The following is a 21,506-nucleotide window of genomic DNA, read 5'->3' on the forward strand; positions in this document are numbered from 1 at the left end:
AGGTAGAGCTGGCTTGCTTTTTTACGCTATTTTTCGTTAGTGGTAATCGGGACCAACTGCTGGTTTGCAAGTAAGTATAAGTACTTCTGTTGCACTGGTTTGTGCAAAATGTCTTGCAGCGCCAGGGCATAGAGATTCACCTGACCGGTATACTGGTCCTTAATTTGCTCAATCGAGGCTTCTGGATGCGCGGGATTCACAAAACTCGTTTTGTAATCAAACAGAAGTGGGCCTTCCTCTGGATCATCGAGATAACCATCGATAATTCCGTGAACCAGAATCTGTTGCTCCGGATCATTGTTAAATTCCGAAAAGAGTCGTTGGGCTTTAATAATCAGTGAGAAGGGTACCTCCCGATGTAGCCGGTCGGGGAATTGGAGAATCCGTTGCCCCACATCCGTCTGGTAGAACGCTACAACGGACTGCCGGTTAATCCGTTCCGCCACCGCTGCAGTTAAGAGCTGGCCCGCAACTAGGTCCTTAATTAACGCTTCGACTCGCTCTTCTGTAACCGGTTGGGTCACGTCGAGTTTCTGCAGGACCAAGTGGGTCGCGGTTCCCACCTCTTGGGGCGTTGGCTTAGCGACCGTTTGCATGAACTGCGGTTGGGCAAACTGCTCACTCTGATACCGGGTTCGTTGCAAAATTTGGTGCCCCGCATCAGCGACGCTCCCTAATTGAATGTTATCCGGATCGTCAAACTGGCGTTTAATTTCTGACACCGATTGGTACGCCGTTGTTTGCGCGGCATCCGCAAACGGATACTGAAACTCCAGCAACCGGTTAATTTCCGCTGGTTCCGTAGCAGGTCCAGTGAACTCTACGTTAGTAGCGGACTCAGTCGCTGGGGTGGTTGCTTCTAGCTCCGTCGGCTGGATAAATTCCACCGTAAATTCACTTGGATCAGACTGAAGCTCCGGTAAGGTCAGGTCATCATCCAGTAACGCTTGCAACTGCGGATGGCGTACCAGTGCCATCCCAATCCAAGTTAAGAAGTTCTTGGCACTACTTCTATTTGCCTGGTTAATCACCAGGTTCGGGCTTTGCCCTGCCTGCGACCAACTTTGCAGGGTACTTTCTTCGGCCGTTTGTTTGTTATTTCCCTTAACAATTCCCGTAATAATTAACTTCTGCTTGGCCCGGGTTAAGGCCACGTATAGTTTCCGCATTTCTTCGGCTTTCGCCTTCCGTTTTAACGAATTGTTGATCGCCAAGTACTGTAGCGTGGTGACCTGCTCGTGGCGGTCGGGATAGTAATACTTAATCCCTAATCCGATCTGATCATCGACCACAAACGAATCCCTAAACTCACTTTGATTGGACTGGTGGTTAACATCAATCACAAAGACTACCGGATATTCGAGTCCCTTACTCCCGTGAATCGTTTTGACGGTCACGGAGTTCGGATCCACGTCGACGCTAGCTTCCGCGAGGTCTTTGTCATCCTTTTGCAGTCGCTTGATAAACTGCACAAAGGCGAACAACCCCTGGAATCCGTTCCGTTCATACTCTTCTGCTCGCTGGTAGAGCGCGTGCAGATTGGCCTGCCGTTTCTTACCGGCTGGCATTCCCCCCACGTAGTCTAAGAACCCGGTTTGGTTGTAAATCTCCCAGATTAGTTCCGCCAAACTATGCTTGGTCGCGTAATCACGTAAGTTCGTTAGTTGTTCCAAAAATTGGTCAACTTTGCTCAACACCCGATTGCCGAACTCCGTCTGGGTTTGTTCCTGGTATTCTGTTTGAAAGTCCAAAACGGCTTGATAATAGTTCCCCGTTTTTTTTGTAATCCGGATGAAGGCTAATTCATTTTCGTCTAATCCCACTAACGACGAACGTAACACTGCTGCCAACGGAATGTCTTGGGCGGGATTATCAATGATTTGCAGTAACGACAGCATAATTTGAATTTCCGCCGTCTTAAAGTAACTTTCGGCTCCATCACTGTTCAAGGGAATTTGATGGTCGGCAAAGATGCTGGCAATCTCAAAGTTATTCCGCTTGGTCGAGGATAGCAACGCAATGTCGCCATACTGCAAGGGCCGTTTTTGCCCCAACTTGCGATCGTAAATCTGAAAGCCAGCGTTCATCATCGTTTCAATCTTGTTCGCAATCATCTCAATCTGAAGTTGGTCGTTGGTTAACTGGGTTTCTTGCTGATCGTTCTGATCATCCGCCAAAAACATTACTTCCGTGGTGGTGTCTAAATCGTCTGGATAATCCTTCGCCCCAAATTGCAACTGAGCATCGCCAGTGTAGTCAACTTCTCCAAAGGAGCGGTCCATAATCTGTTCAAAGATGAGGTTCGTAAAGTGGTCCACGTTCGCTACCGATCGGAAGTTATCGGGCAACGTAATCAGTTGATTAGGATTATCAGGGTCCGGGTACGTCTGATACTTGTCCATAAACATCTGTGGATCGGCCAACCGGAAGCGATAGATCGACTGTTTCACATCCCCGACCATGAAGAGGTTCGGGTGCTCTGGATTCTTAATCGTTCCTAAGATGGCATCCTGCAGGTGATTATTATCCTGGTATTCATCAACCATAATTTCGTTAAACTGCTGCTGGAGTTGCGTCCGCAGGGAAACTCCCGCTTCAGACTGATTGGTTAGGATTCGAAACGCAAAGTGCTCGATATCCGTAAAATCGTAGGAATGCCGGTGGCGCTTCACCGTGGCATACTGAGTCGCAAACGCATGCACCACCTCAATTAACTTGTGAATCAGCTGAGCTGCATCGTCATTTAGCGTCTGCAGACTCGCTTCATCGGTCCAAAAGTAATTTTTGCAAATGGCTTCAATTTGTTTTTTAACGGCATCCCGCAAATTTTTACATTGGTCTTTGCCCGCTACCTGGTCTTCATCAGAGTCATTTTTTTTAACGCTGGGGAAGCGTTTAAAATCTTGCTGGTTAAAGGCAGTCCGAAGCTGATTCCAACTGCTGGAGTCGAGCTTTTCTGCCAGTGCTTCAATTTGGTCCTGTTCAGCCGCTAAAAACTGCTCTACTTTGTCGATTCCAACCTGATGTGCTAATTGCCGCGCTTGTCGGTATGAAGCCAGCATCTGCTCCAACTGGTTCTGTAAATCCGGCAATAAATAATCTCGATACAGATGACTATCCGTCAGGGCTCCCTCAACCCGGTAAAATTCTCCTAACTGATCAAGCCACTGGTCCGGGTCCTGGTTCACGTTCGCTAATTCGTACAGGCGTAACACCAAATCAGTCAAACCGTCATCACTGCGATCGTTGGAGAAGTTGCGGGTTAACTGGGCAAACCGGTGATCCCGGTCGTTTCCATACAATTCCTCACGGACATCGTTCCAGACATCCGTTTGTAACAGCGTCCGTTCGCTCGTGTTCGTTAAAATCCGAAAGTCCGGATCCAAGTTAATGACGTAGTAGTACCGTTTTACTAGCCACAGACAAAAGGCATCCATGGTTTCAATGTGCGCCGTGGTCAGCTTCCGCAGTTGGCGAACTAGATGTTGTTTTTCCGCTTGATCCTGCGTGTGCTTCAGTTCCGTTTGCAGGGCCCCATGAATTCGTTCCCGCATTTCCTGGGCCGCAGCGTTCGTAAAGGTCACAATCAGTAACTGGTCCACGTCGACGCCGGCCTTGATTTTCCGCATCACCCGCTGGGTTAACACGCTGGTCTTCCCTGATCCAGCCGAGGCCGATACCAGCATGTTGCCAGCGGCATCATTCTGAATCGCGGCTAATTGTCCCGGGGTCCATTGGGTTTCACTCATGACGGTCTCCTTTCTGTTCATCTCGTAGTTTGTCCAGCACTGCTTGCATGCTGAGATTCTCCACCTCACGATAGTTATTTTCCTTTAGGAGCGGGTCAAACTGCATCACGGCTTGGTAAGGTGAATTCGTAATGGTGGATCTAGCTTGAAACCGGGCCGGCCATAGCCGCGTATCCCCAGCAAAAATTCTTTTTCCAGCCGTTTGAATCAACTGTTCTGTATGGTGAATTACCCGATCCAAATCGGCTTGGGAAATGACGCTACTCTTCTGCTTATTAAAAGAATCATTTTTGGTAAAGGCAAACGGATAGATTTCGCTAACGTCCTGATCGCCCAATGACTTCAAAACATCTTGATCAGCCAGTAAAATGCCACTGTACTTATGTTTTTTTAGCAAGCTACTTTGAATTTTTTGTGCATCCTGCCAGTTCTCCAAATCCTCCGGCTTTAACACCGGATCAAAAACGCGCAAATACAGCGCTCCTAGCAGCTGGGCTTGGTCCGCATCACTAATAGAATCGAGGTTCTTCAACACCGCGTCCATGTACGTCATCATCTGCATGGCGGTCCCATCGTAGATCTCGGCAAAGTTCATCTTATGCTGACTCGACTTGTAATCCACGATGTTTAAGTAGTCAGTTCCAGCAACGTCCATGCCATCAATTCGATCAATCCGCCCTTGCACGCCGACCTGTTGCTCATTACCTAAATCAAATTGCAACTCCTGGTAGCGCTGACCGGGGCCAAAAGAAACCTCAGTTTGCCGGGGGCGCATGTGCACGTGCCGCGCTTGATTACGCAGGGTCTGTGCCATCTCATTAACCGTCTGAATTAATTGACCCTTTAAGTAGTTCATCCGCTCCGAACTCTGCAGAATCTCGTAGCGTTGCGTCCGGTCATCCTCAATCAATTTGGTCGTAATCTCTGTGACCAACTCTTTGATTTGCTGATTATCCAGTTCACCTAATTCTAGGTTTTGCTGGTTAACCACCTTCATCAGTTGATCGAGCGCATCATGATAAAAGGAGCCCGTTTCGGCCGCATTAATTTCAAATTCATCGCGTTCTTTCAGTCGTAACCCATATTCCAAGAAGTATTCGTACGGATTGGAATAAAACTCTTCTAACTTCGAAATTGAGGTCAAAATCCGTTGCCCGTACAGGCCGGTTACAATCTCTGGTTGCAACGGTGTGGGTTCATTGCGATAGTTCAAACTACTCATCAGATTCCGCGTCAGGCGCTGCAATGCGGGATCAACTGCTTGTTCTAACGTTTTTTGAATGGTTGCCCAACTGGGATTCAATGGCTGGCGCTGTTTCTTACTAGCGAGCGCCGCTGGAATCAGGTACTTCAAAGTCGCCCGGGGGGAACCAAGGTACGGCTGGACATCGAGGTTAGTTGCATCCGGCTGAGCGTGAAATGTTTCAGTGTTCAGACCAAAGAATTCCTGAATTCGCTGCACGTAGGGCGACTGTTTTAGCAACGCATCATCGGCTCCATTGCCAACGTGGTGGGAAAAATACAACTGGTCCTGGGGCGTCATAAAGGTCAAGTAATCCTCGTAGGGCTCCGCCACCATCTGAGTTTCACTGGTGGTGGCCAAAAATTGATCCGCTGCCAGCTGTTCCCCCAGTTGATCGCGATCCCCATCACTCAAGAGACTCTGGCGTTCAATCCGCACCGGTAAGTTGTGGTCATCAGCGCCCACAAAGATCGTAATCCGCTTATCCCGGAGGTGGTACCGTCCCATTTCTGAAATCGTTACCTGGTCCAAGGTCGACGGAATCTGAGAGTAGGTAGCGCCCACAAACCCGGCTTGTAAGAGCGCTAAGAAATCATCTTGGACAAATTCCTGGTCGCCCAAGACGTTCACGTAGTCATCTAAAATGTGGCAAAATTCATTCCACACCTGTTCGGCCTGGCCCGCTTCCTGGAGCTTGCCGGCCTCCGTAGCCTGCTGCTGCCACTCTTGCAACCGAGCTGGCACCCCATGGTTCACCAAAAATTGATAGAGAATTTGGGCGGCTTCTCGTCCCGTTTGTGCTTTGGTCAGCCGCCGGTAAAACGGTGGCAAGTTGTCCTTTACAAAGTGGCGAATCTGATTGATTGCCTGGGAAACGGCCTGGTTCTTGTCCACGACGACCCCCGTGGTTTCATCCACGACGGTCGTATACTTCCAGTCCGCTTGCTGCGTCCATTTTTTCCCGTAGTAGCCGTTTTTAAGGACGAGGTTTTCACATAGAGCCAGTTGCCAGCGAAAATCGTCCAGCCCTTCAAAGTGTTTTTCATCCTGTTTAGGAATTAACAACTCCGTTTTCAAGAGCTTCATCACGTCTTCGTACCGGTAGTTACGGGCCCGGTTCGGCTTGTAGATCGCAAAAAGTGCCTGCAACAGTACTACCAACGGGTGATTTTCCATTTGCTTTTGAATATCCGTGAAGTACGGAATTTGTTGCATCGAAAAGATTGGATCAATGATGTTTTCGTAATCACTCAGGTTTCTAGCCACCACCAAGAAATCTCCGTACCGGTACTTCCCGGTGGCAACTAGTTGCCGAACCTTGGTGGCAACGTTCATCAACTCGTCGAAAGGAGTGGCCGCTTGGAAGACGTGCAGATTGGGATTCGTTGCGGGGGCTTTCGGAAGCTTCCGTTCCAACTCGCTACTGCTAATCCAGTACTCCTCTAATTGAGTTAACCCCGGTTGTAAGTTCCGCGCTGGCGCATACTGATCGGGCAACATCCGGCTATGTTCCCGGGCATATTGGTACAACCGGTAATATAAACGTCCGGGTTGCGCAAAGAAGGCTTCTGGACTGGGAGCCGCCTCGCGGACAGGTTGATCCAACGTTAAATCCACTACCACGTGGGCCCTTCTGATCAAGGTGTGGACCAACTGTATTTCCTGCGCCGTTAACTCACTAAAGCCGGTAAAGTAAAAGTGCAACTGTTCTAATTGCTGAGCCGGCATTCGTAAAAGATATTCATTTAGTAGTTCTAGAGTGGCCGCTTGATACAGGTATTTACCATCGGTTGCCTGCAAAAAGGCCCGGTAAATGAGCTCCAAGTCGTGCAGTTTATTGCGCAGTTCTCCAGTGGTGTTGGTCTGCAACTGGTGCAAATCATCGGGACTCAGGTTGCCCTGCTGCAGCTCCATTAGTTGTTCTGCCACCTGCTGAATGAAGCCCGCTTGTTTGCCTTCCCCCCGGTAAATGGTTAAATCAGCTTCGTGCTTGGCAATAATTTGGAAAATAATCATGTTAATCGCTACTGGAGACAATTGTGGAACCTGGTAAGGCGGTTGGTCCCGTAAAAAGTACCAAATTAACCGGGAAAACGAAAAGGTTTGAATTTGATTTTGGGCGTAGGTTGCCCGTTGGTGCATGTTCAAACGTTTGAGGGTTCCCAGTTCTGCTTCAAACTTGACGTTATTCGGGACAATTTGAAAGTACTGGTCGTCTGGATGCTGCTCTGCCGCTTGGTGCATTGATTGGACAACTTGACCAAAATGATCCGCACTGGCAAGTCCAAGGATAAACTGTAAGCTCATAGTGCCTCCGTTTCTGTTTCCACCACCGCAAGTGACTGGTTGGCGTACTTCCCGCCGATTGCAGCAGCAATTAGCTCCGTGATTGTTTCATATGAAACAACGCCCGTTGGAACTGGGTCGCCCTCCTTAAAAAGGCGAGCCGGTCCTCGCCGCCGAGCAACTAACCGCCCGGGCCGTAAAATGGTGTAGGGCAACTCCGTTTCGTCAATCATTTTAATGGCATAGCGCTGTTCACGGAAGTATTCGCGCACATCGGTCACTCCCGGATACTCCCGGTTCCCGCGTACCTCTCCGTCAACACCAGCCGCAGAAACGAAAACCCAGCGCTGCACCTCGACGTGGGCACGTTGAAGCGCCGTCGCTAACTCTGTGACCACTAAATCGACATCCGCTGGGCCGGCCGTCACCACTACCGCAGCCAGGTGCGGAGGGAGATCAGTGTAAGCAGTCGCCGTCGTTAATTGGTGCCGCTTAGTTAGAATCTTTGTCTGGGGCGTTTGCAAATGGTCCTGCACGTAGTCAGTAAGAGGACCCTGCCCCACCAATAAAATTGTGTCTGTCATTGTTCCACCTCGTTCCCTCTATTTTAGCATTTCGCGCTGAGCTTTAGTTACGCTGGCATCAAGGATAAAGTTCGGGTTTGAATTATTTTGGCTGTCGTTGTATGATTATATAGTAATATTCAGACTTAATCACGAACATTATCCGCAAAGGAGATCGTTATGGGCAATAAAATTGCGTCATTTTTTCACTTTCAAACGTTAGGGACTAATTTCCGGACCGAAACACTCGCCGGAATTACGACCTTCATTTCCATGGTTTACATCCTATTCGTCAATCCAGACGTCCTCGGTGCCACCGGAATGGATAAGGGCGCCGTTTTCACAGCGACCGCCCTCGCCACGGCCTTTGGTTGTATCTTAATGGGGGTCATTGCCAATTATCCGTTCGCATTATCCGCCGGGCTCGGAATTAACGCCTTCTTTACCTACTCCGTCTGCATCGGCATGAAGGTTCCCTGGCAAACCGCAATGAGCGGGGTCTTAATCGCTTCGGTCCTCTTCATCATCCTAACGGCCTTGAAACTCCGCGAAAAGATTATTGATGCCATTCCAACCGATTTAAAGGCCGCTATTGGTGGGGGAATTGGTCTGTTCATCGCTTTTATTGGATTTCATAACGGGGGACTGGTGGTGGCTAACAAAAGTACCCTGGTTAGTTTAGGCTCCCTGACAAATCCCCTCACGCTCCTAACCATTGCTGGGCTAGTCATTACCCTCTTCCTAATGAGCGCGAAGGTTCCCGGTGCCATCTTCGTCGGCATGGTAATTTCATCCGTAATCGGAATGGCCACGGGGTTAATTAAGATCCCGAACGCCCTTGTCGCCAGCGTTCCCAGCATTAAGTCCACGTTCTTAGTAAGCCTGTTCAATTTAAATCAGATTAATACGCCCCAACTCTGCGTGGTCGTGCTGACCTTCTTATTAGTAACCTTCTTTGATACGGCCGGAACCCTAATCGGACTCGCTGAACAAGCTGGTTACATGCGGGATAACCGCATGCCACGGGTCGGACGCGCGCTCGCAGCGGACTCCACTACCATGTTGTTTGGTTCACTACTCGGGACCTCGCCCATGAGCGTCTACGTGGAATCCTCAGCAGGAATCGCCGTGGGCGGACGGTCAGGCTTTACAGCCATCGTTACTGGCATTATGTTTATCTTTGCCCTCTTCTTTTCTCCGCTCCTTGCGGTCATTACCAGTCAAATCACCGCGCCAGCCCTCATCATCGTCGGCGTGCTCATGGCGAAATCACTGGCCCAAGTCAATTGGAACCGGTTTGAACTGGCTGCCCCAGCGTTCTTGATTGCCGTGGGGATGCCCCTCACTTACAGTATCTCGGATGGGATTGCCCTCGGTTTTATGGCCTACCCAATCACTATGATTGCTGCCAAGCGGGGCAAGGAAGTTGGCTGGATGATGTACGCTCTTGCAATTGTCTTTCTGATTTTCTTCCTAATCCTTAAAAATTAAGTTTTAGTAAAAAGTCCCGGGTTATGAACCGGGACTTTTTTGTCCCCTCGAAAAATGCACCTGTGATTGCTATAATAAGGGTATTGTCGTTAATTAACTAAATTTTTTTATAGAAAGAGCTCTTACTTAATGCCAAAATACTTACAATCAGCCGGAAACCGGCGCTCGCTGTGGCAACGAACCTGGAAATGGCTCCTTGGAGGCGGGATCATCCTGGTTCTCGGAGCTGGTGGGTTAGCCTACCAACTCCACCAACCAGCGGTTAAACGCACCCCGAAAACCGTGAAGGTCTCTAAAAACTCGCCTACCATCACGGCGGCAAATCCGATTCCGCTCAAAACCAGCGCCAAAGAAGCAATTGTAATTGATGCCCATACCGGTCAAATTCTAGGGGAGAAGAATGCTCACCGCCAAGTGGGCATCGCGTCTGAAAGCAAGATTTTGACAGCCAACGCGGTCTTAAAAGCAATCCGGGCGAAAAAAATTAGTTGGTCAACCATGGTACCCATTACCAAAAAGTCGGACTGGTCCAAAAAGGATCCCAATGTCTATGCCCATTTAGACGTCCATGAGGGGCAAAAGCTCCCGGTGCGCACCCTGTTCAATGCAATGTACACGCTGTCGGCCAACGATGCCGCCTTTGCATTAGCAGACTTCGTTAAACCACCTCGCTTAACCCAACAACAAGCCCTCCAGAAGTGGGCCAAAGAACTGCGTTTAACGGATTCCCAGTGGTATAACGCCGCCGGCCAACTCAATCGCAACGCGGGAGCTTATGAAGTTCCCCACCAAAAGTTCACGGCAGAAAACAAGGCTAGTGTTGCCCAGGTTGCCAAAGTGACTTATCAAAATCTCAAACTCGATCCGGCAATGTCACAAGACTTTCAAGCCGACGAGCTCGTTTATCATCCGACCGAACAGGAAACCCGGGCCAAACCCACTGAATTTTCCCGGTTTCGGAAGGGGACCCGGCCCTACCTGCGTAATCCCTTAAACTTAACCTTTAAGAACTTTAAAACCGGCTCAACTCCCAAATACGGTGGAGGCGTGGCCGCTTTAATGAAAGATCAGGCTGGTCATGAACTGATCGTGGTTGTAAACGGGGCTGGCAACTACATTAGTCGGTTTCCCCGCTTTCAAACCAGTGTAACCGCGGCTACCCAAGTCCTAGAGCAAACCCAGCCAATGGAGCTGAAAACGCACCAACGCATCCAAAATCTTTCCACCATTAAGCATCCGCACGCCCAGTCCCAGAAACTGGAACATCCCGGCGTTTACTGGGGGTCAACCAAATTAATTCAAACTAAAAGAGTGAACTAATCGTTCACTCTTTTTTGGTGCGTTCGGCCAATAACTGCTGACATTCCTGTAAATACCGTTGATCGTGTTCTGGATAAATCGGGTGCGTCCGCGGACAAGGTGCCAATTCTGCATAGGGTGGGCAGGTTTTGCCCCGATACTCGGGCTGGCGCCAGTGGGAATCTGGATGATAACCGCGTCGTTCCATTTCATCCATCACCAGTTCGTGAAACTGAAACAACTTGTATGGTGAGTGCTGAAAAACGTAGTTCACGGTTGCGTGCTTGCGGCCCCAACCGTTGCCCCGTAACGCGGCACACTCGCGGTGTTGTCCTAATAACTGTTGTCTTGGTAGTTTCTGAATCAAAGCTTCATGCCAAAGGCGCATGGTCATCATCCTCCCATTCTTGCAGTAACCGGCTCTGCAACAAGTACTCGACTTGATACTGGTGGGCGAGCCGTAGTAACACCGGACCCACAGTATCATGAGCTGTCGTCAATTCCGCTAGGACCGCCTGAAACTCGTCCTTTTCTGCGGGAGTCGCCACCCGTTTGAAATAGCCCCAAACGTGCTGATACGTATTCCTAAGTGTCTTTTCGGTCGGGGTCAGTTCGCCAGCAGTCAGTAACAGCTCGTGAGCAATCACCGCTTTATCATCGTCCCACTGGTTGTTGCGCGCCAACCGTCGCCAGGCATTATAAAGGTGTTGAGACCGAGCCATTACCCAGTACTTCTGATATGCCCATTCGGCTTGCCATGCTTCCATCGCTTCCTCCTCAAAAATAAAACCGACCATCCATTACGAATGCCCGGTTTCACCTATTTTAGTAAGATTTCAATTTAGAAGTTGCATCAGCTCCAAAAATCCTTAGAACTATGATACCAAAAATTACGCTGAAAAGCTAACTTTTAAAGTGCTAATCGCCGTTCAAACCATTTGGATAGTAACGACAGACTATAGTTCACAATGAAGTACAGTGCCGTAATCAGTGCAAACATCGGAATCATGTAGTTCGGATTTTGTCCGTAAATAACCTGACTCCGAAACGTCATCTCCGTTAACACGATGGCAGTGGCTAGGGACGTATCCTTCACCAGCGAGATAAACTGCGAAATCAACGGGGGAATCGAATTTTTCAATCCCTGGGGGAGCAGGATGTACCACAATGCTTCCCACTTAGTCATTCCCGTGGAGAGCGCTCCTTCAGATTGCCCTTTTCCCACCGACAGAAGCCCGCCCCGAATGATTTGAGAGATCATCGTGGATTCAAAGACGGACATGGCCACCACCGTAGCCGCAAAGGCGTTTAGTTCTACCCCCAGCTTTGGTAAGGCAAAGTAGGTAAAAAAGATCAGCAACAGTAACGGGAGGTTTCGAATCGTGTTAACAAGCAACTGTAACGTCCGCGAGAAGTACGGGACTTCTTCATACAGAACAACTCCGAATAAGGTGCCAAAAATAAAACTGATGATGATTGAAATCACGGAAACCCCAATTGTGATTCCTAGTCCACCCAACAGGTAGTGGAGGTTGGTAGCGCTAAAAGCAGATAAAATCATTAGTTAATCCCCCCTAACTTATTTTCGAGTTTTGTCATCACAACGGACAGTGGTCCGGTTAGAAGAAGATAGAAAATCCCAATCACGATGTACGTGTTAAACGGATCCAGGTTGGTTCCAGAAATTACGTTCGCTTGATACATTAAATCTAACCCCGCCACAAAGGAAAGAATGGAGGAATTTTTAATCAAGTTAATGAATTGATTCCCTAAGGACGGTAAGGCCAGTTTGAACCCCTGCGGAAGCACCACCTGCATCATGGCTTGGGTGTAGTTCAAGCCCATCGCCCGGGCTCCTTCCATCTGACCAGGATCCACGGAGGTTAATCCACCCCGGATACATTCAGCAATAAAGGCCGACGTATAGAGCGCCAAGGCAATCGTGCCCGCCCAAAATCCGTTAATTTTAAGGACATGCGAAACCACTACGTAGAAAAACAACGTAATTACTAGCAGCGGGATGTTGCGAAAGAATTCCACTAACGCTTTTCCGCTGCCGCGGACCACCGGTTGGGGCGTCATTTCCATCAGCGCAAACACCGTGCCTAAGACCAGCGAACCGATTAACCCGAGGATTGAAGCTCCAATCGTGTAGCCAAATCCGGTTAAAATCGTTTGCCAGTTATCAGTAAAGATTTTAATTATCATTTCAGTAGTTCCCTCCAATCTAAGCCGGGAATGTTACCAAACCACTTTTTAATCAAGCGTTCGTACGTTCCGTTTTGGCGAATGGTAACCAACGCTTGGTCAACTTCTCGTTGTAACTGGGTTTGGCCCTTATCAACTGCCAATCCATATGGTTGGTTCGTAAAGGTGCCCCCGACCACCTCCACATTGGGACTCTGAGAAGAGAACCCATATAAGATGGCGTTATCAGTCGTCATGGCATCACCCTGACCGGATTGCAGGGCACTAAAGGCTTGGGAGTTATCCGGCATCGCAATCACCTTGGCTTTCGGAGCAAACTGCTTGGTGGTTTCCAAGGCCGTGGTTCCCATCACCCCAATGATTGTTGCATCAGGTCGATTTAAGTCCCGAATGTTTTTAACCGGTGAGCCTCGTTTCACTAACAACGATTGCCCCGCGGGAAAGTAGGGTTTCGAGAAATTAACCACTTTCGCCCGTTCTGGTGTAATCGTCATGGAAGCCGCTACGGCATCCACCTGGTGATTCTTTAACAGTTGAATCTTAGAGGACGTGGTCACCGGCGTAAATTCCGGTTTAATCTTAGTCCCCGTTTGCTTAGCAATTTGTGCCGTGATGGCGCGGGAAATATCCACGTCAAACCCCTCACTCTGCCCAGTTTTAGGGCTAATCAATCCAAATAAGCGGGTATCTGACTTAACTCCCCAGCGCATTACGTGCGTCGTTTTCACAGTTTGTAAACTATCGTTTTCCCGGGCCTGACTCCTTTGGTAATTTAAGCCGAGGACAATGGCTCCGACTAAAATCACCACGAGGACAATGGCCGCTACGAGGCCCACTCGTCGTTCGTGTAATTTACTCATTCACTGCACCTCATTTCCTAGTGATGTTCCACTTGCGACAAGAACTTCCGGGCCCGCTCCGTTTCTGGATGGTCGAAGAACTTGTCGGTGGGCGCATCCTCTAAAATCCGACCATCGGCCATGAAAATAACACGATCTGACACGGCCTTCGCGAAATCCATTTCGTGGGTCACCACCAGGGTGGTGTACGCGGAATTCGCCGCAATTTCTTTCATAACCTCTAGGACACTGCCAACCATTTCAGGGTCCAGTGCGGACGTTGGTTCATCAAACAGGATTGCCAACGGGTTCATCGCTAACGACCGGGCAATCGCAATCCGTTGTTGTTGCCCCCCGGATAATTGGGAGGGGTACTTGTTGATTTGGTCGGCTAGCCCCACTCGTTTCAATAGTCGTTCTGCCACTTCCCGATTTTCTTGATCGCCGCGTTTTAATACAATCTTGGGTGCTAACATGATGTTTTCTAGAATTGTTTTGTTATTGTAGAGGTTGAAGTGTTGAAACACCATTCCCACGTTTGTCCGTAACTTATTCAGGTTCGTCTTACTGCTTGCCACGTCTTCGCCATCAACCAGTAACTGTCCGGCTTCAACGGTTTCTAAACCGTTAATTGTCCGCAGTAGGGTGGATTTCCCGGATCCAGACGGCCCGATCAGGACAACCGTTTCTCCGTCCTTGATTTCTAGGTTAATGTCATGCAAGGCATGAAAGGAACCGTAGTACTTTTGGACGTCCGTAAATTTAATCATTGTTTTCATGGTGACCCTCCTTTAGGCGTTCATCATTACTTTGCTTAACTTTAAACATAGGCGTTTTGCTGGCGCCCGCCTATCTTTGATGTCACATTTCGTGACATTTCCACCAATTTTTTAAGGAGGTTGCTTGATGCTAATCAGTTCAACCCGCTGCCACTGGGCTCAATCCACTAATCAACAACTTGTTACATACCACGATCAAGAGTGGGGACACCCCGAATTCAATTCATATCGACTCTTTGAGTTACTATCCTTGGAACTCATGCAAGCTGGCCTCAGTTGGGCCACGGTGCTCAAAAAACGAACGGCATTTGAGGCCGCTTTTCAAAACTTTGATTACCACCAGGTGGCAACGATGGAACCGGAGTTGCCAAAGCTCTTACAAAACGCTGCCATCATCAGAAACCAGCGCAAGCTTACCGCTGTGATTAAGAACGCCCAGGCAATTGTTAAGCTAGAGACGGCGGGAACGAATTTCAGCGACTTCCTCTGGGACTTCGTTCATCACGAACCCATTATTCATGACGTTCCAACTCCTAGTGCCGTTCCCAAAACTATTCCCCTGACTGACCACGTTAGTCACGAACTCAAGCACCAGGGGTTTCAGTTTACCGGTCCGGTCGTTTGTTACTCGTTCTTTCAGGCAGCGGGTTTGATTAATGATCACGAAAACCAGTGTCCGTTTAAAGAGCACTAAAAAAGCTAGTCACTTAGAAGTGACTAGCTTTTTTTTGTTATTGGCACCGGCGCCGCTGACAGAGGACGATTAAGCCAGATAAACCAAAATCAATACAAACTTCAATAATTTTATTAGATTAAAAATAATAAGATATAATATGATTATAAATATCCCATAAATTTAAATAAATTTACTTTTTTGTTTTTTTATATTCTTTTTTAGTGTTATGGGATTGGAATTAACGAATAAATCCTCTTTAACTCCAGTAACTTCACTTAGAAGCCTGCTCCCATAATTAATTCCATAATTCTTACTTATTGCATCTGGTATTTCTTGATACCTTATTATTCCATTATCAACTAACAACTTTGTGCCTTCTTGTAAAGAACTAAAATTCATCTTATACATATCATCGTAAGGCTCTTTTTTTCTAAATTTACGTGCACTAATCTGTTTTTCCAAGCTTAAATATCTATTATAAGAAATTAATTTCAGATTATAAATTCTTGTAACTATTGATGAGAGAGATACTTTCCATTTTAATTTGAGTGTTAACAAATTGTTTATACTATCATTTTTCAGATTTCTAAAATCATTAATAAAAGGTTCTCTTGGCAATAAAAAAGAAGCCGCAAGATTATTAGCTTGATTTTCTATTTCTCTTTTTTCATCTTTAGTATAATTATCAGAACTTAAATAATAATTTCCGTGTAAATACCAATGAGATAATTCATGAGCTAAAGAAAATTGATTTCTAAAAAAAGAAGAGTTTTTTATAAATATAATGAAATACGATGAATTATTTATTGTTTTGTATTGACTAAAAGCATCAATTTTATTGTTTTCTTTTGGAATAAATGAAGCAATAAAACCCCTAGATTCAAGTAATTTACCCATATCTTGGATGGGCTGATTTTTTAATCCCAAAACACTTCTCAAATCCATTGCTATTTGTTCATAATTATAACCAGAAATATCATTTAAATCAGCCTTATTAATTAGAGGTAAATCTGGAAAATCTAAATAAGTCTCTAAATAATTCCTATAAATAGAAATAGCATTTATAAGAGTTGAAGCTGGAGATCTTAATTTTTTTGGCACATTAAGTGATGATCTATAGAAAGTTCCCATTTCTTCATGACTAAATTTATCAACATCAAAATAAAAATCAGCAGGAAATCCCAAAATCTTTATTATATTGAATAAAACATCTGAACTAGGTTGAGCATTACTATTTTCATATTTAGATACCATCTGCTTACTAATACCCAACTCAGAAGCAAGTTTAGTAATGGAAAGAGAATTATAAAACCTAGCTTCGTTCAGTCTTTTCCCATTAAATTCACGCATCTAATTTACTTCCCTTTTCCTTTTTTTTCAATTTTCTTAAATTTAATTCCGTTGCTTGTATCTGGATAATCATTATCAGTATTGTCAGGATTACTTATTGGATCATTGTCAAAATCTTCTTTAAGAATAATATTTTCAACCAAGAAAGGTTTGCTAGGAAAAATTTGATACTCTCTAATTGAAATTATAGGAATGTTCATTAATTCATTTTCTAAACAAATAAAATGAATACCAGTTATTTGTGAATCAAGTTCACCTACATATTCATTAATTTTTTTGTCAAGATCTGAGTATCCAAATAAATCAGTATCTTCATCGTAAAAGGGTTTTACACTAGAGCCATTATATTTCATTACAAATAATCGAAGATAATTTCTTTCTTTTTTAAGTCTTCCAGAAAGCGTATATATATTAGGTATTGGAAAAAATAGTTCTCCAGATTTTAAATTAAAAAAACAGCTAATCTTAGTCGAGCCTGCCATAAAAGTAACTAACTTAAAGCTACTAGGCAAATTTTTTCTAATCAAAGAACTATAATAATCATACTTAAAATAAGTATGGTAATTTTTAGTTACAGGTTCATAAAGTAATTCGCTATTAATATATTTTTCAATATCTTCTTCAGGAGTATCTTCAAAGATTTTCAATAAAAAATTTAATTCTTGACGAGATGTTTTTAGCATATAATCAGCTCCTGTTTAGTTATCAACTGGATGTTCTTACCACGTAATAGTCTAATTAAAGATGTAAAACACGTTAAAAGTAAACCTCGAAGTGATTATAGCAAAAAAGTATAACCAGTACAAGTAAAGTACTAGTTATACTTTTTATTGGCACGACCGCCGATGGCTGAAGACAAGCAGTACTGCTACTAATCCAACCAGCCATTGACACCGTAGTTTTGACTTATGTTCCTTCACCTTGCTCATCTCCTCTCATGGCTAGAGCAATGGTGATAACAACCGACTAAAGTGTTGCTTGAAGTTTAACCACCATGATTCTTGGGCAAAAATCTGTTTCGTTTGTAACGTACTTTCTAAAATGGCATCCTGATAGATGGCTTCCATCCGGTTCGCAAGGTCCTTATCGTACACGAAGGCGTTACATTCAAAGTTTAGTTCAAAACTCCGGTAGTCCAAATTAGCTGATCCAATTGAAACTAATTCATCATCAATTACCATCGTCTTGGCGTGTAAGAACCCGTTGTTATAAGCGTAAACCTTAATGCCTAACTTCGTAAGTTGTTCCGTATAGTACTGCGTAGCCCGGTACACAAACGGGTGATCAGGCATGTCAGGAGTAATAATGGTGATGTCCACTCCGGACTTAACCGCGATTTTTAACGCATCTAGCACTGATTCATCTGGGATGAGGTAGGGCGTCATGATTTTAACGGAGCGTTGCGCCATCCCAATCAGTTTGATGTACCCCATTTTAATCTGTTCCATTGAAGAAATCGGATCACTGGCCACAATTTGCATTGCAGCGTGTCCATCCGTCTTAACCTCTGGATAATACTTCGCAATGGCGTCGGCTGCATTTGGATCAATCTTATCCTGTTGATCAGTTGCATTCCAATCCAGAATAAAGCGGGATTGTAAGCCCTGCACTCCTTGACCATGAACCCGCATCATACAGTCATACCAGTTTCCAAACTTCTTCTTGCGTCCTAAGTATTGATCACCAATGTTCATCCCACCGATGTAACCATACTCACCATCAATGGTCACAATCTTATGGTGATCCCGGAAGTTAACCCGCATATCAATCAGATTAAAGCGGTTGTGCAAGAAGGGATAAGCGTGCCCGCCAGCCTCAATCAACGGCCGGAAAAACTTTTCGTTGGTCCCCATCGAACCCCAGGCATCATAGATTACCCGCACGTCTACCCCCTGCTTTGCTTTTTCGGTTAACAGGTCCAGGGTTTGGTGCCCAATGTTATCGGCATAAAAGGTGTAAAATTCAATGTTAATCGAACTACGGGCGTTTTTAAAGTCCGTAAACAGTTGGTTCACAAAGTCGGTTCCCTTGGTATACACATCAACCTCATTGTTGCCTAGCAATGGCGCGGTCGCCGTGTTCATGAACATTTCAATCTGCCCCTGTGCCCGGTTCAAAATTTGGTAGTTGGGCGTTTGATCAGCGGTAAACTTGCCTAATTGCCGTTTTTGCTTGTTGATTAAGCTACTAACCTGTTTCTTGGTACTTCCGGATAACAATAACATCCGATTTTTCGGTAACCGGCGGCCAAAAAAGGCGTAAATGAAAAACCCAAGCACCGGGATAAACACGAGGACTAAGAACCAGGCCCACGTAGCGGCGATGTTTCTAGGTTGCCGGAAGACGGTAATGATGGCCGCAATCGTATTGATTAATAAGATTAAGCCAATTATTTCTAATACTAATGACATCTAAGTTTCCTCCTTCTCTACTTACCTCTATCATACCTGATTTGATAGTGGGACGGGACCATTTTTTGCATTGCTATCGGCAGCGTCATGCATTAAAACCCAATGTTTGCCGGAACGTGTAGTAAGTGTCAGATTCGAGAAGCTATGACTTTCAATTATATTACACATCAGTGTATAATATAGTCATACTTTAGAAAAAGGAGATTAGATTTATGATTACAACTAAAGATATTAGCTTCAAAGCTCGCGATTTAAACGATATCGAGCTACAGGGACGACTTTTCTTCCCGGAAAACTTTGACGAAAGTCAAAAACACCCAGCCATTGTGGTAAATCACCCCACTACTAGTGATTTCAACCAAACTTCTGGTAGAATTTACGCCACGAAGCTGGCCAAACAGGGTTGGTTAGCCATTGCCTACGACTCTCCTTACCAAGGTCGTAGTGCTGGTGAACCCCACAACTCTGAAATTCCATACGCCCGGACCATTGGTGTGATGGCTGCCATTGATTACTTGGATACCCTTCCATACGTTGATTCTGACCGGATCGGAGCCATGGGAATCTGTGGTGGTGGTGGCTTTACGCTGAACGCCGCTAAGTTCGATAAGCGAATCAAGGCCGTTGCTGGGGTTTGTCCAGCCGACGTTGGAACGATTTATCGGGAAACGTTTGGTCAAAACGACAAAACGCTCATTGAAAACTTGGAAGATATGGCTAAGCAACGGACTGCCGAAGCTCAAGGAGCTGAAGTTAAATACATCCCTGCTTTACCAGCTAGTCAAGAAGCCCGCAAAGAAGCTGGCATCAATGACATTGATATCGAACAAGCCATTGATTACTACCTAACTCCTCGTGGCCACGATGACTACGCTCCTAACCGGTACGTTTACAGTGTCATCCCAATGATGCTGAACTTCGATCCGTTGAGCTTGGCTGATAAATTAGCTACTCAACCGCTCGAAATCATCGTCGGTGGCGTTCCGGGAGCCTTTGGTTCCTACCGGTTCGGTTACCAATACTACGATGCAGCTGCTACTAACGATAAGGAATTAGTTGTCTTACCAGGCGTTAGTCACTATGACCTTTACGACCAACCAGAACCAACTGACAAGGCCGTTGCAAAACTAAACGATTTCTTTGGCAAGCGCCTCTAAGCTTCTCATGGTAATCAAATAGAAAAAGCTCAAGATTTTAATCTTGAGCTTTTTTTGTGCCTAAATTATAAACTTCAGACGAGGTGGATTATTGTAACGAATCCCATGGTGGTAACACGATCGCTGGGGTTTGGAGCGCAGCTTGTTGGTCCTTTGCGAGATACTTGCGGTGGACAACCACTTCGTACACGTAGTCATCCATCCAGTTATCAGCCATGATGAAGTAACCAGCTTGTCCTACCTTTTCCCCCCAACTATTCTCCACTTTCCACTTTTGTGGCACGCCGGCCCGTAAATCGACTCCCGTCAGGGTCATTGCGTGCGTCACCTCTGCCTCGTGGGTTCGTAACCGATCGGCCTTTGACAGCGTCGTATCAACCCCCAATAGCTCATCTTGCAGGTACAGTTCACTATCCATGAGGCCCGCTTGGCGGTCAACTTGCTTTAAAATATCGTTGCCAAACCAGACCGTTTCTTGGTCCTGTAGTTGCGCAATGGCAGCTTGTTTAAGTGCCTGCATCGGTAAGTTGAGAAATTCGATGGGCAATCCTGCAATCACATTATCCTGACTAGGTAAGGAGTACCGTTGGTAGTAGTCCTTATCAGGCGCATTGCTCAGCACCACGTAGTCATGGAGATCCACGCCAATGTACTTTTGGTAGAACGTGCGGGGCGTGAGGTTTTCGTCACAATGATACTGGTGCTGATCGTCACGATACTCAAAATCAAAGTGGGTTGGCGGCACCCCGATGGCACTGGCCGTAATTTGGTAAACCGCCGTTAAACACTCCTGTTTGGTCGCTTCAATCGTCGCATCATCCGCCCCCTGACGAACTAGGTTCCGTAACGCTAGTCCATCCTTGCGCAGCTTGCGATTTAAGAGCCCGGCCAATTCACTGGTCTTCGTTGTCACGGCGTTTTCTGGAAATGTTTCACGTGGAACCACTCCATACTTATCGATTAACGCTGCGGCCATCGCCCACTGACCCCCATCGTCACCAGGGCGACTCAAATAAAAAGCAACTTCCCGATCTGACAGAGGACGATCGGCGAGGGCAATCATGTGCGCATAGAACATGTTGGCCCGTTCAATTTTATCCCAGAAAAAGAGATAACTTTGCGATAACTCTAAATCCGGCACGTGATACTGAGCTGCCATTCGATGCCGGAGCGTATTGAGGATCGAAAATAACCAACACCGACCACTCTGCTTCTGGTTCGCTACCTTCCCCGTTTTAACCTCATCAGAGAAGACATTCGTTAATTTTTGTGCCACCTCAGCATTTTTGGCCGTTTGGTTAATCCCGTTACTATTTACGGCATTTGTCACAATTTGGTGGGCTGGCCAGGCTTCATAATGAGCCTGCATGGCTTTAATTTGGTCCGCTGAGAGCGGCTTTGCAAAATCCATGGAGATCGCTTCCTTTCGTTTGTAGTTATTGTACGGATTTGCCA

17 protein-coding genes are annotated in these 21,506 nt (G+C 46.2%); 4 read left to right on the forward strand and 13 right to left on the reverse strand.

Annotated elements, in window-relative coordinates:
* Positions 1–26 precede the first annotated feature (26 nt).
* From addA to M3M35_RS04645, 3 genes are read right to left on the reverse strand one after another with little or no spacing between them, the layout of a single operon-like run.
* Positions 27–3,749 carry a helicase-exonuclease AddAB subunit AddA gene (addA, locus tag M3M35_RS04635; protein WP_252749509.1) on the reverse strand — a complete coding sequence of 1,241 codons (3,723 nt, stop codon included), beginning with the start codon at positions 3,747–3,749 and terminating at the stop codon, positions 27–29.
* Positions 3,742–7,299 (reverse strand): PD-(D/E)XK nuclease family protein, encoded by a 3,558-nt coding sequence (locus M3M35_RS04640; RefSeq protein ID WP_252749510.1) that lies wholly within the window; start codon positions 7,297–7,299, stop codon positions 3,742–3,744. Before M3M35_RS04640 ends, addA begins: the two co-directional genes overlap by 8 nt.
* Positions 7,296–7,862 (reverse strand): SDR family oxidoreductase, encoded by a 567-nt coding sequence (locus tag M3M35_RS04645; protein ID WP_252749511.1) that lies wholly within the window; start codon positions 7,860–7,862, stop codon positions 7,296–7,298. The genes M3M35_RS04640 and M3M35_RS04645 overlap by 4 nt, the downstream gene beginning before the upstream one ends.
* 159 nt (positions 7,863–8,021) lie before the next feature.
* On the opposite strand from M3M35_RS04645, the gene M3M35_RS04650 reads away from it, so the two are divergent.
* Together M3M35_RS04650 and M3M35_RS04655 are read left to right on the forward strand one after the other, a co-directional pair.
* The gene (locus tag M3M35_RS04650) at positions 8,022–9,332 is read left to right on the forward strand and encodes an NCS2 family permease (protein ID WP_274706344.1); all 1,311 of its coding nucleotides are present in this window, start codon (positions 8,022–8,024) and stop codon (positions 9,330–9,332) included.
* A gap of 129 nt (positions 9,333–9,461) precedes the next feature.
* The gene (locus tag M3M35_RS04655) at positions 9,462–10,652 is read left to right on the forward strand and encodes a D-alanyl-D-alanine carboxypeptidase family protein (protein ID WP_252749512.1); all 1,191 of its coding nucleotides are present in this window, start codon (positions 9,462–9,464) and stop codon (positions 10,650–10,652) included.
* A 4-nt stretch (positions 10,653–10,656) separates the two neighbouring features.
* Here the strand turns inward: M3M35_RS04655 and M3M35_RS04660 are convergent, their stop codons facing one another.
* From M3M35_RS04660 to M3M35_RS04685, 6 genes are all read right to left on the reverse strand, one after another.
* A complete protein-coding gene (locus M3M35_RS04660) occupies positions 10,657–11,019 on the reverse strand; it encodes a TIGR02328 family protein (protein WP_252750696.1) in 363 nt (120 codons plus the stop codon).
* Positions 11,003–11,398 (reverse strand): YbgA family protein, encoded by a 396-nt coding sequence (locus M3M35_RS04665; RefSeq protein ID WP_252749513.1) that lies wholly within the window; start codon positions 11,396–11,398, stop codon positions 11,003–11,005. The genes M3M35_RS04660 and M3M35_RS04665 overlap by 17 nt, the downstream gene beginning before the upstream one ends.
* Before the next feature lie 143 nt (positions 11,399–11,541).
* Complete coding sequence (locus M3M35_RS04670; RefSeq protein WP_252749514.1) at positions 11,542–12,192, reverse strand: amino acid ABC transporter permease; 651 nt, start codon at positions 12,190–12,192, stop codon at positions 11,542–11,544.
* A complete protein-coding gene (locus M3M35_RS04675; RefSeq protein WP_252750697.1) occupies positions 12,192–12,833 on the reverse strand; it encodes an amino acid ABC transporter permease in 642 nt (213 codons plus the stop codon). The genes M3M35_RS04670 and M3M35_RS04675 overlap by 1 nt, the downstream gene beginning before the upstream one ends.
* Positions 12,834–12,835: 2 nt before the next feature.
* Positions 12,836–13,699 (reverse strand): transporter substrate-binding domain-containing protein, encoded by an 864-nt coding sequence (locus M3M35_RS04680; protein ID WP_252749515.1) that lies wholly within the window; start codon positions 13,697–13,699, stop codon positions 12,836–12,838.
* A 17-nt stretch (positions 13,700–13,716) separates the two neighbouring features.
* Positions 13,717–14,448, reverse strand: coding sequence for an amino acid ABC transporter ATP-binding protein (locus M3M35_RS04685; RefSeq protein WP_252750698.1), 732 nt, complete (start codon positions 14,446–14,448; stop codon positions 13,717–13,719).
* Positions 14,449–14,584: 136 nt separating this feature from the next.
* On the opposite strand from M3M35_RS04685, the gene M3M35_RS04690 reads away from it, so the two are divergent.
* Positions 14,585–15,151: a DNA-3-methyladenine glycosylase I gene (locus tag M3M35_RS04690; protein ID WP_252749516.1), complete on the forward strand. Its 567-nt coding sequence runs from the start codon at positions 14,585–14,587 to the stop codon at positions 15,149–15,151.
* 162 nt (positions 15,152–15,313) lie between these two features.
* Here M3M35_RS04690 and M3M35_RS04695 read toward each other — a convergent pair whose 3' ends face one another.
* From M3M35_RS04695 to cls, 3 genes are all read right to left on the reverse strand, one after another.
* Positions 15,314–16,483, reverse strand: coding sequence for a helix-turn-helix domain-containing protein (locus tag M3M35_RS04695; RefSeq protein ID WP_252749517.1), 1,170 nt, complete (start codon positions 16,481–16,483; stop codon positions 15,314–15,316).
* A gap of 5 nt (positions 16,484–16,488) precedes the next feature.
* The gene (locus M3M35_RS04700) at positions 16,489–17,166 is read right to left on the reverse strand and encodes a hypothetical protein (protein WP_252749518.1); all 678 of its coding nucleotides are present in this window, start codon (positions 17,164–17,166) and stop codon (positions 16,489–16,491) included.
* A 258-nt stretch (positions 17,167–17,424) separates the two neighbouring features.
* The gene (gene cls / locus M3M35_RS04705) at positions 17,425–18,894 is read right to left on the reverse strand and encodes a cardiolipin synthase (protein ID WP_252749519.1); all 1,470 of its coding nucleotides are present in this window, start codon (positions 18,892–18,894) and stop codon (positions 17,425–17,427) included.
* 212 nt (positions 18,895–19,106) lie between these two features.
* Between cls and M3M35_RS04710 the strand changes: the two genes are divergently transcribed.
* Positions 19,107–20,051, forward strand: a complete 945-nt coding sequence (locus tag M3M35_RS04710) for an alpha/beta hydrolase (RefSeq protein ID WP_252749520.1) — start codon at positions 19,107–19,109, stop codon at positions 20,049–20,051.
* 88 nt (positions 20,052–20,139) lie between these two features.
* Here the strand turns inward: M3M35_RS04710 and M3M35_RS04715 are convergent, their stop codons facing one another.
* Positions 20,140–21,462, reverse strand: coding sequence for a C1 family peptidase (locus M3M35_RS04715; RefSeq protein ID WP_252749521.1), 1,323 nt, complete (start codon positions 21,460–21,462; stop codon positions 20,140–20,142).
* Between the last annotated feature and the right edge of the window lie 44 nt (positions 21,463–21,506).

It is taken from the genome of Fructilactobacillus myrtifloralis (assembly GCF_024029335.1).
Lineage (GTDB): Bacteria > Bacillota > Bacilli > Lactobacillales > Lactobacillaceae > Fructilactobacillus > Fructilactobacillus myrtifloralis.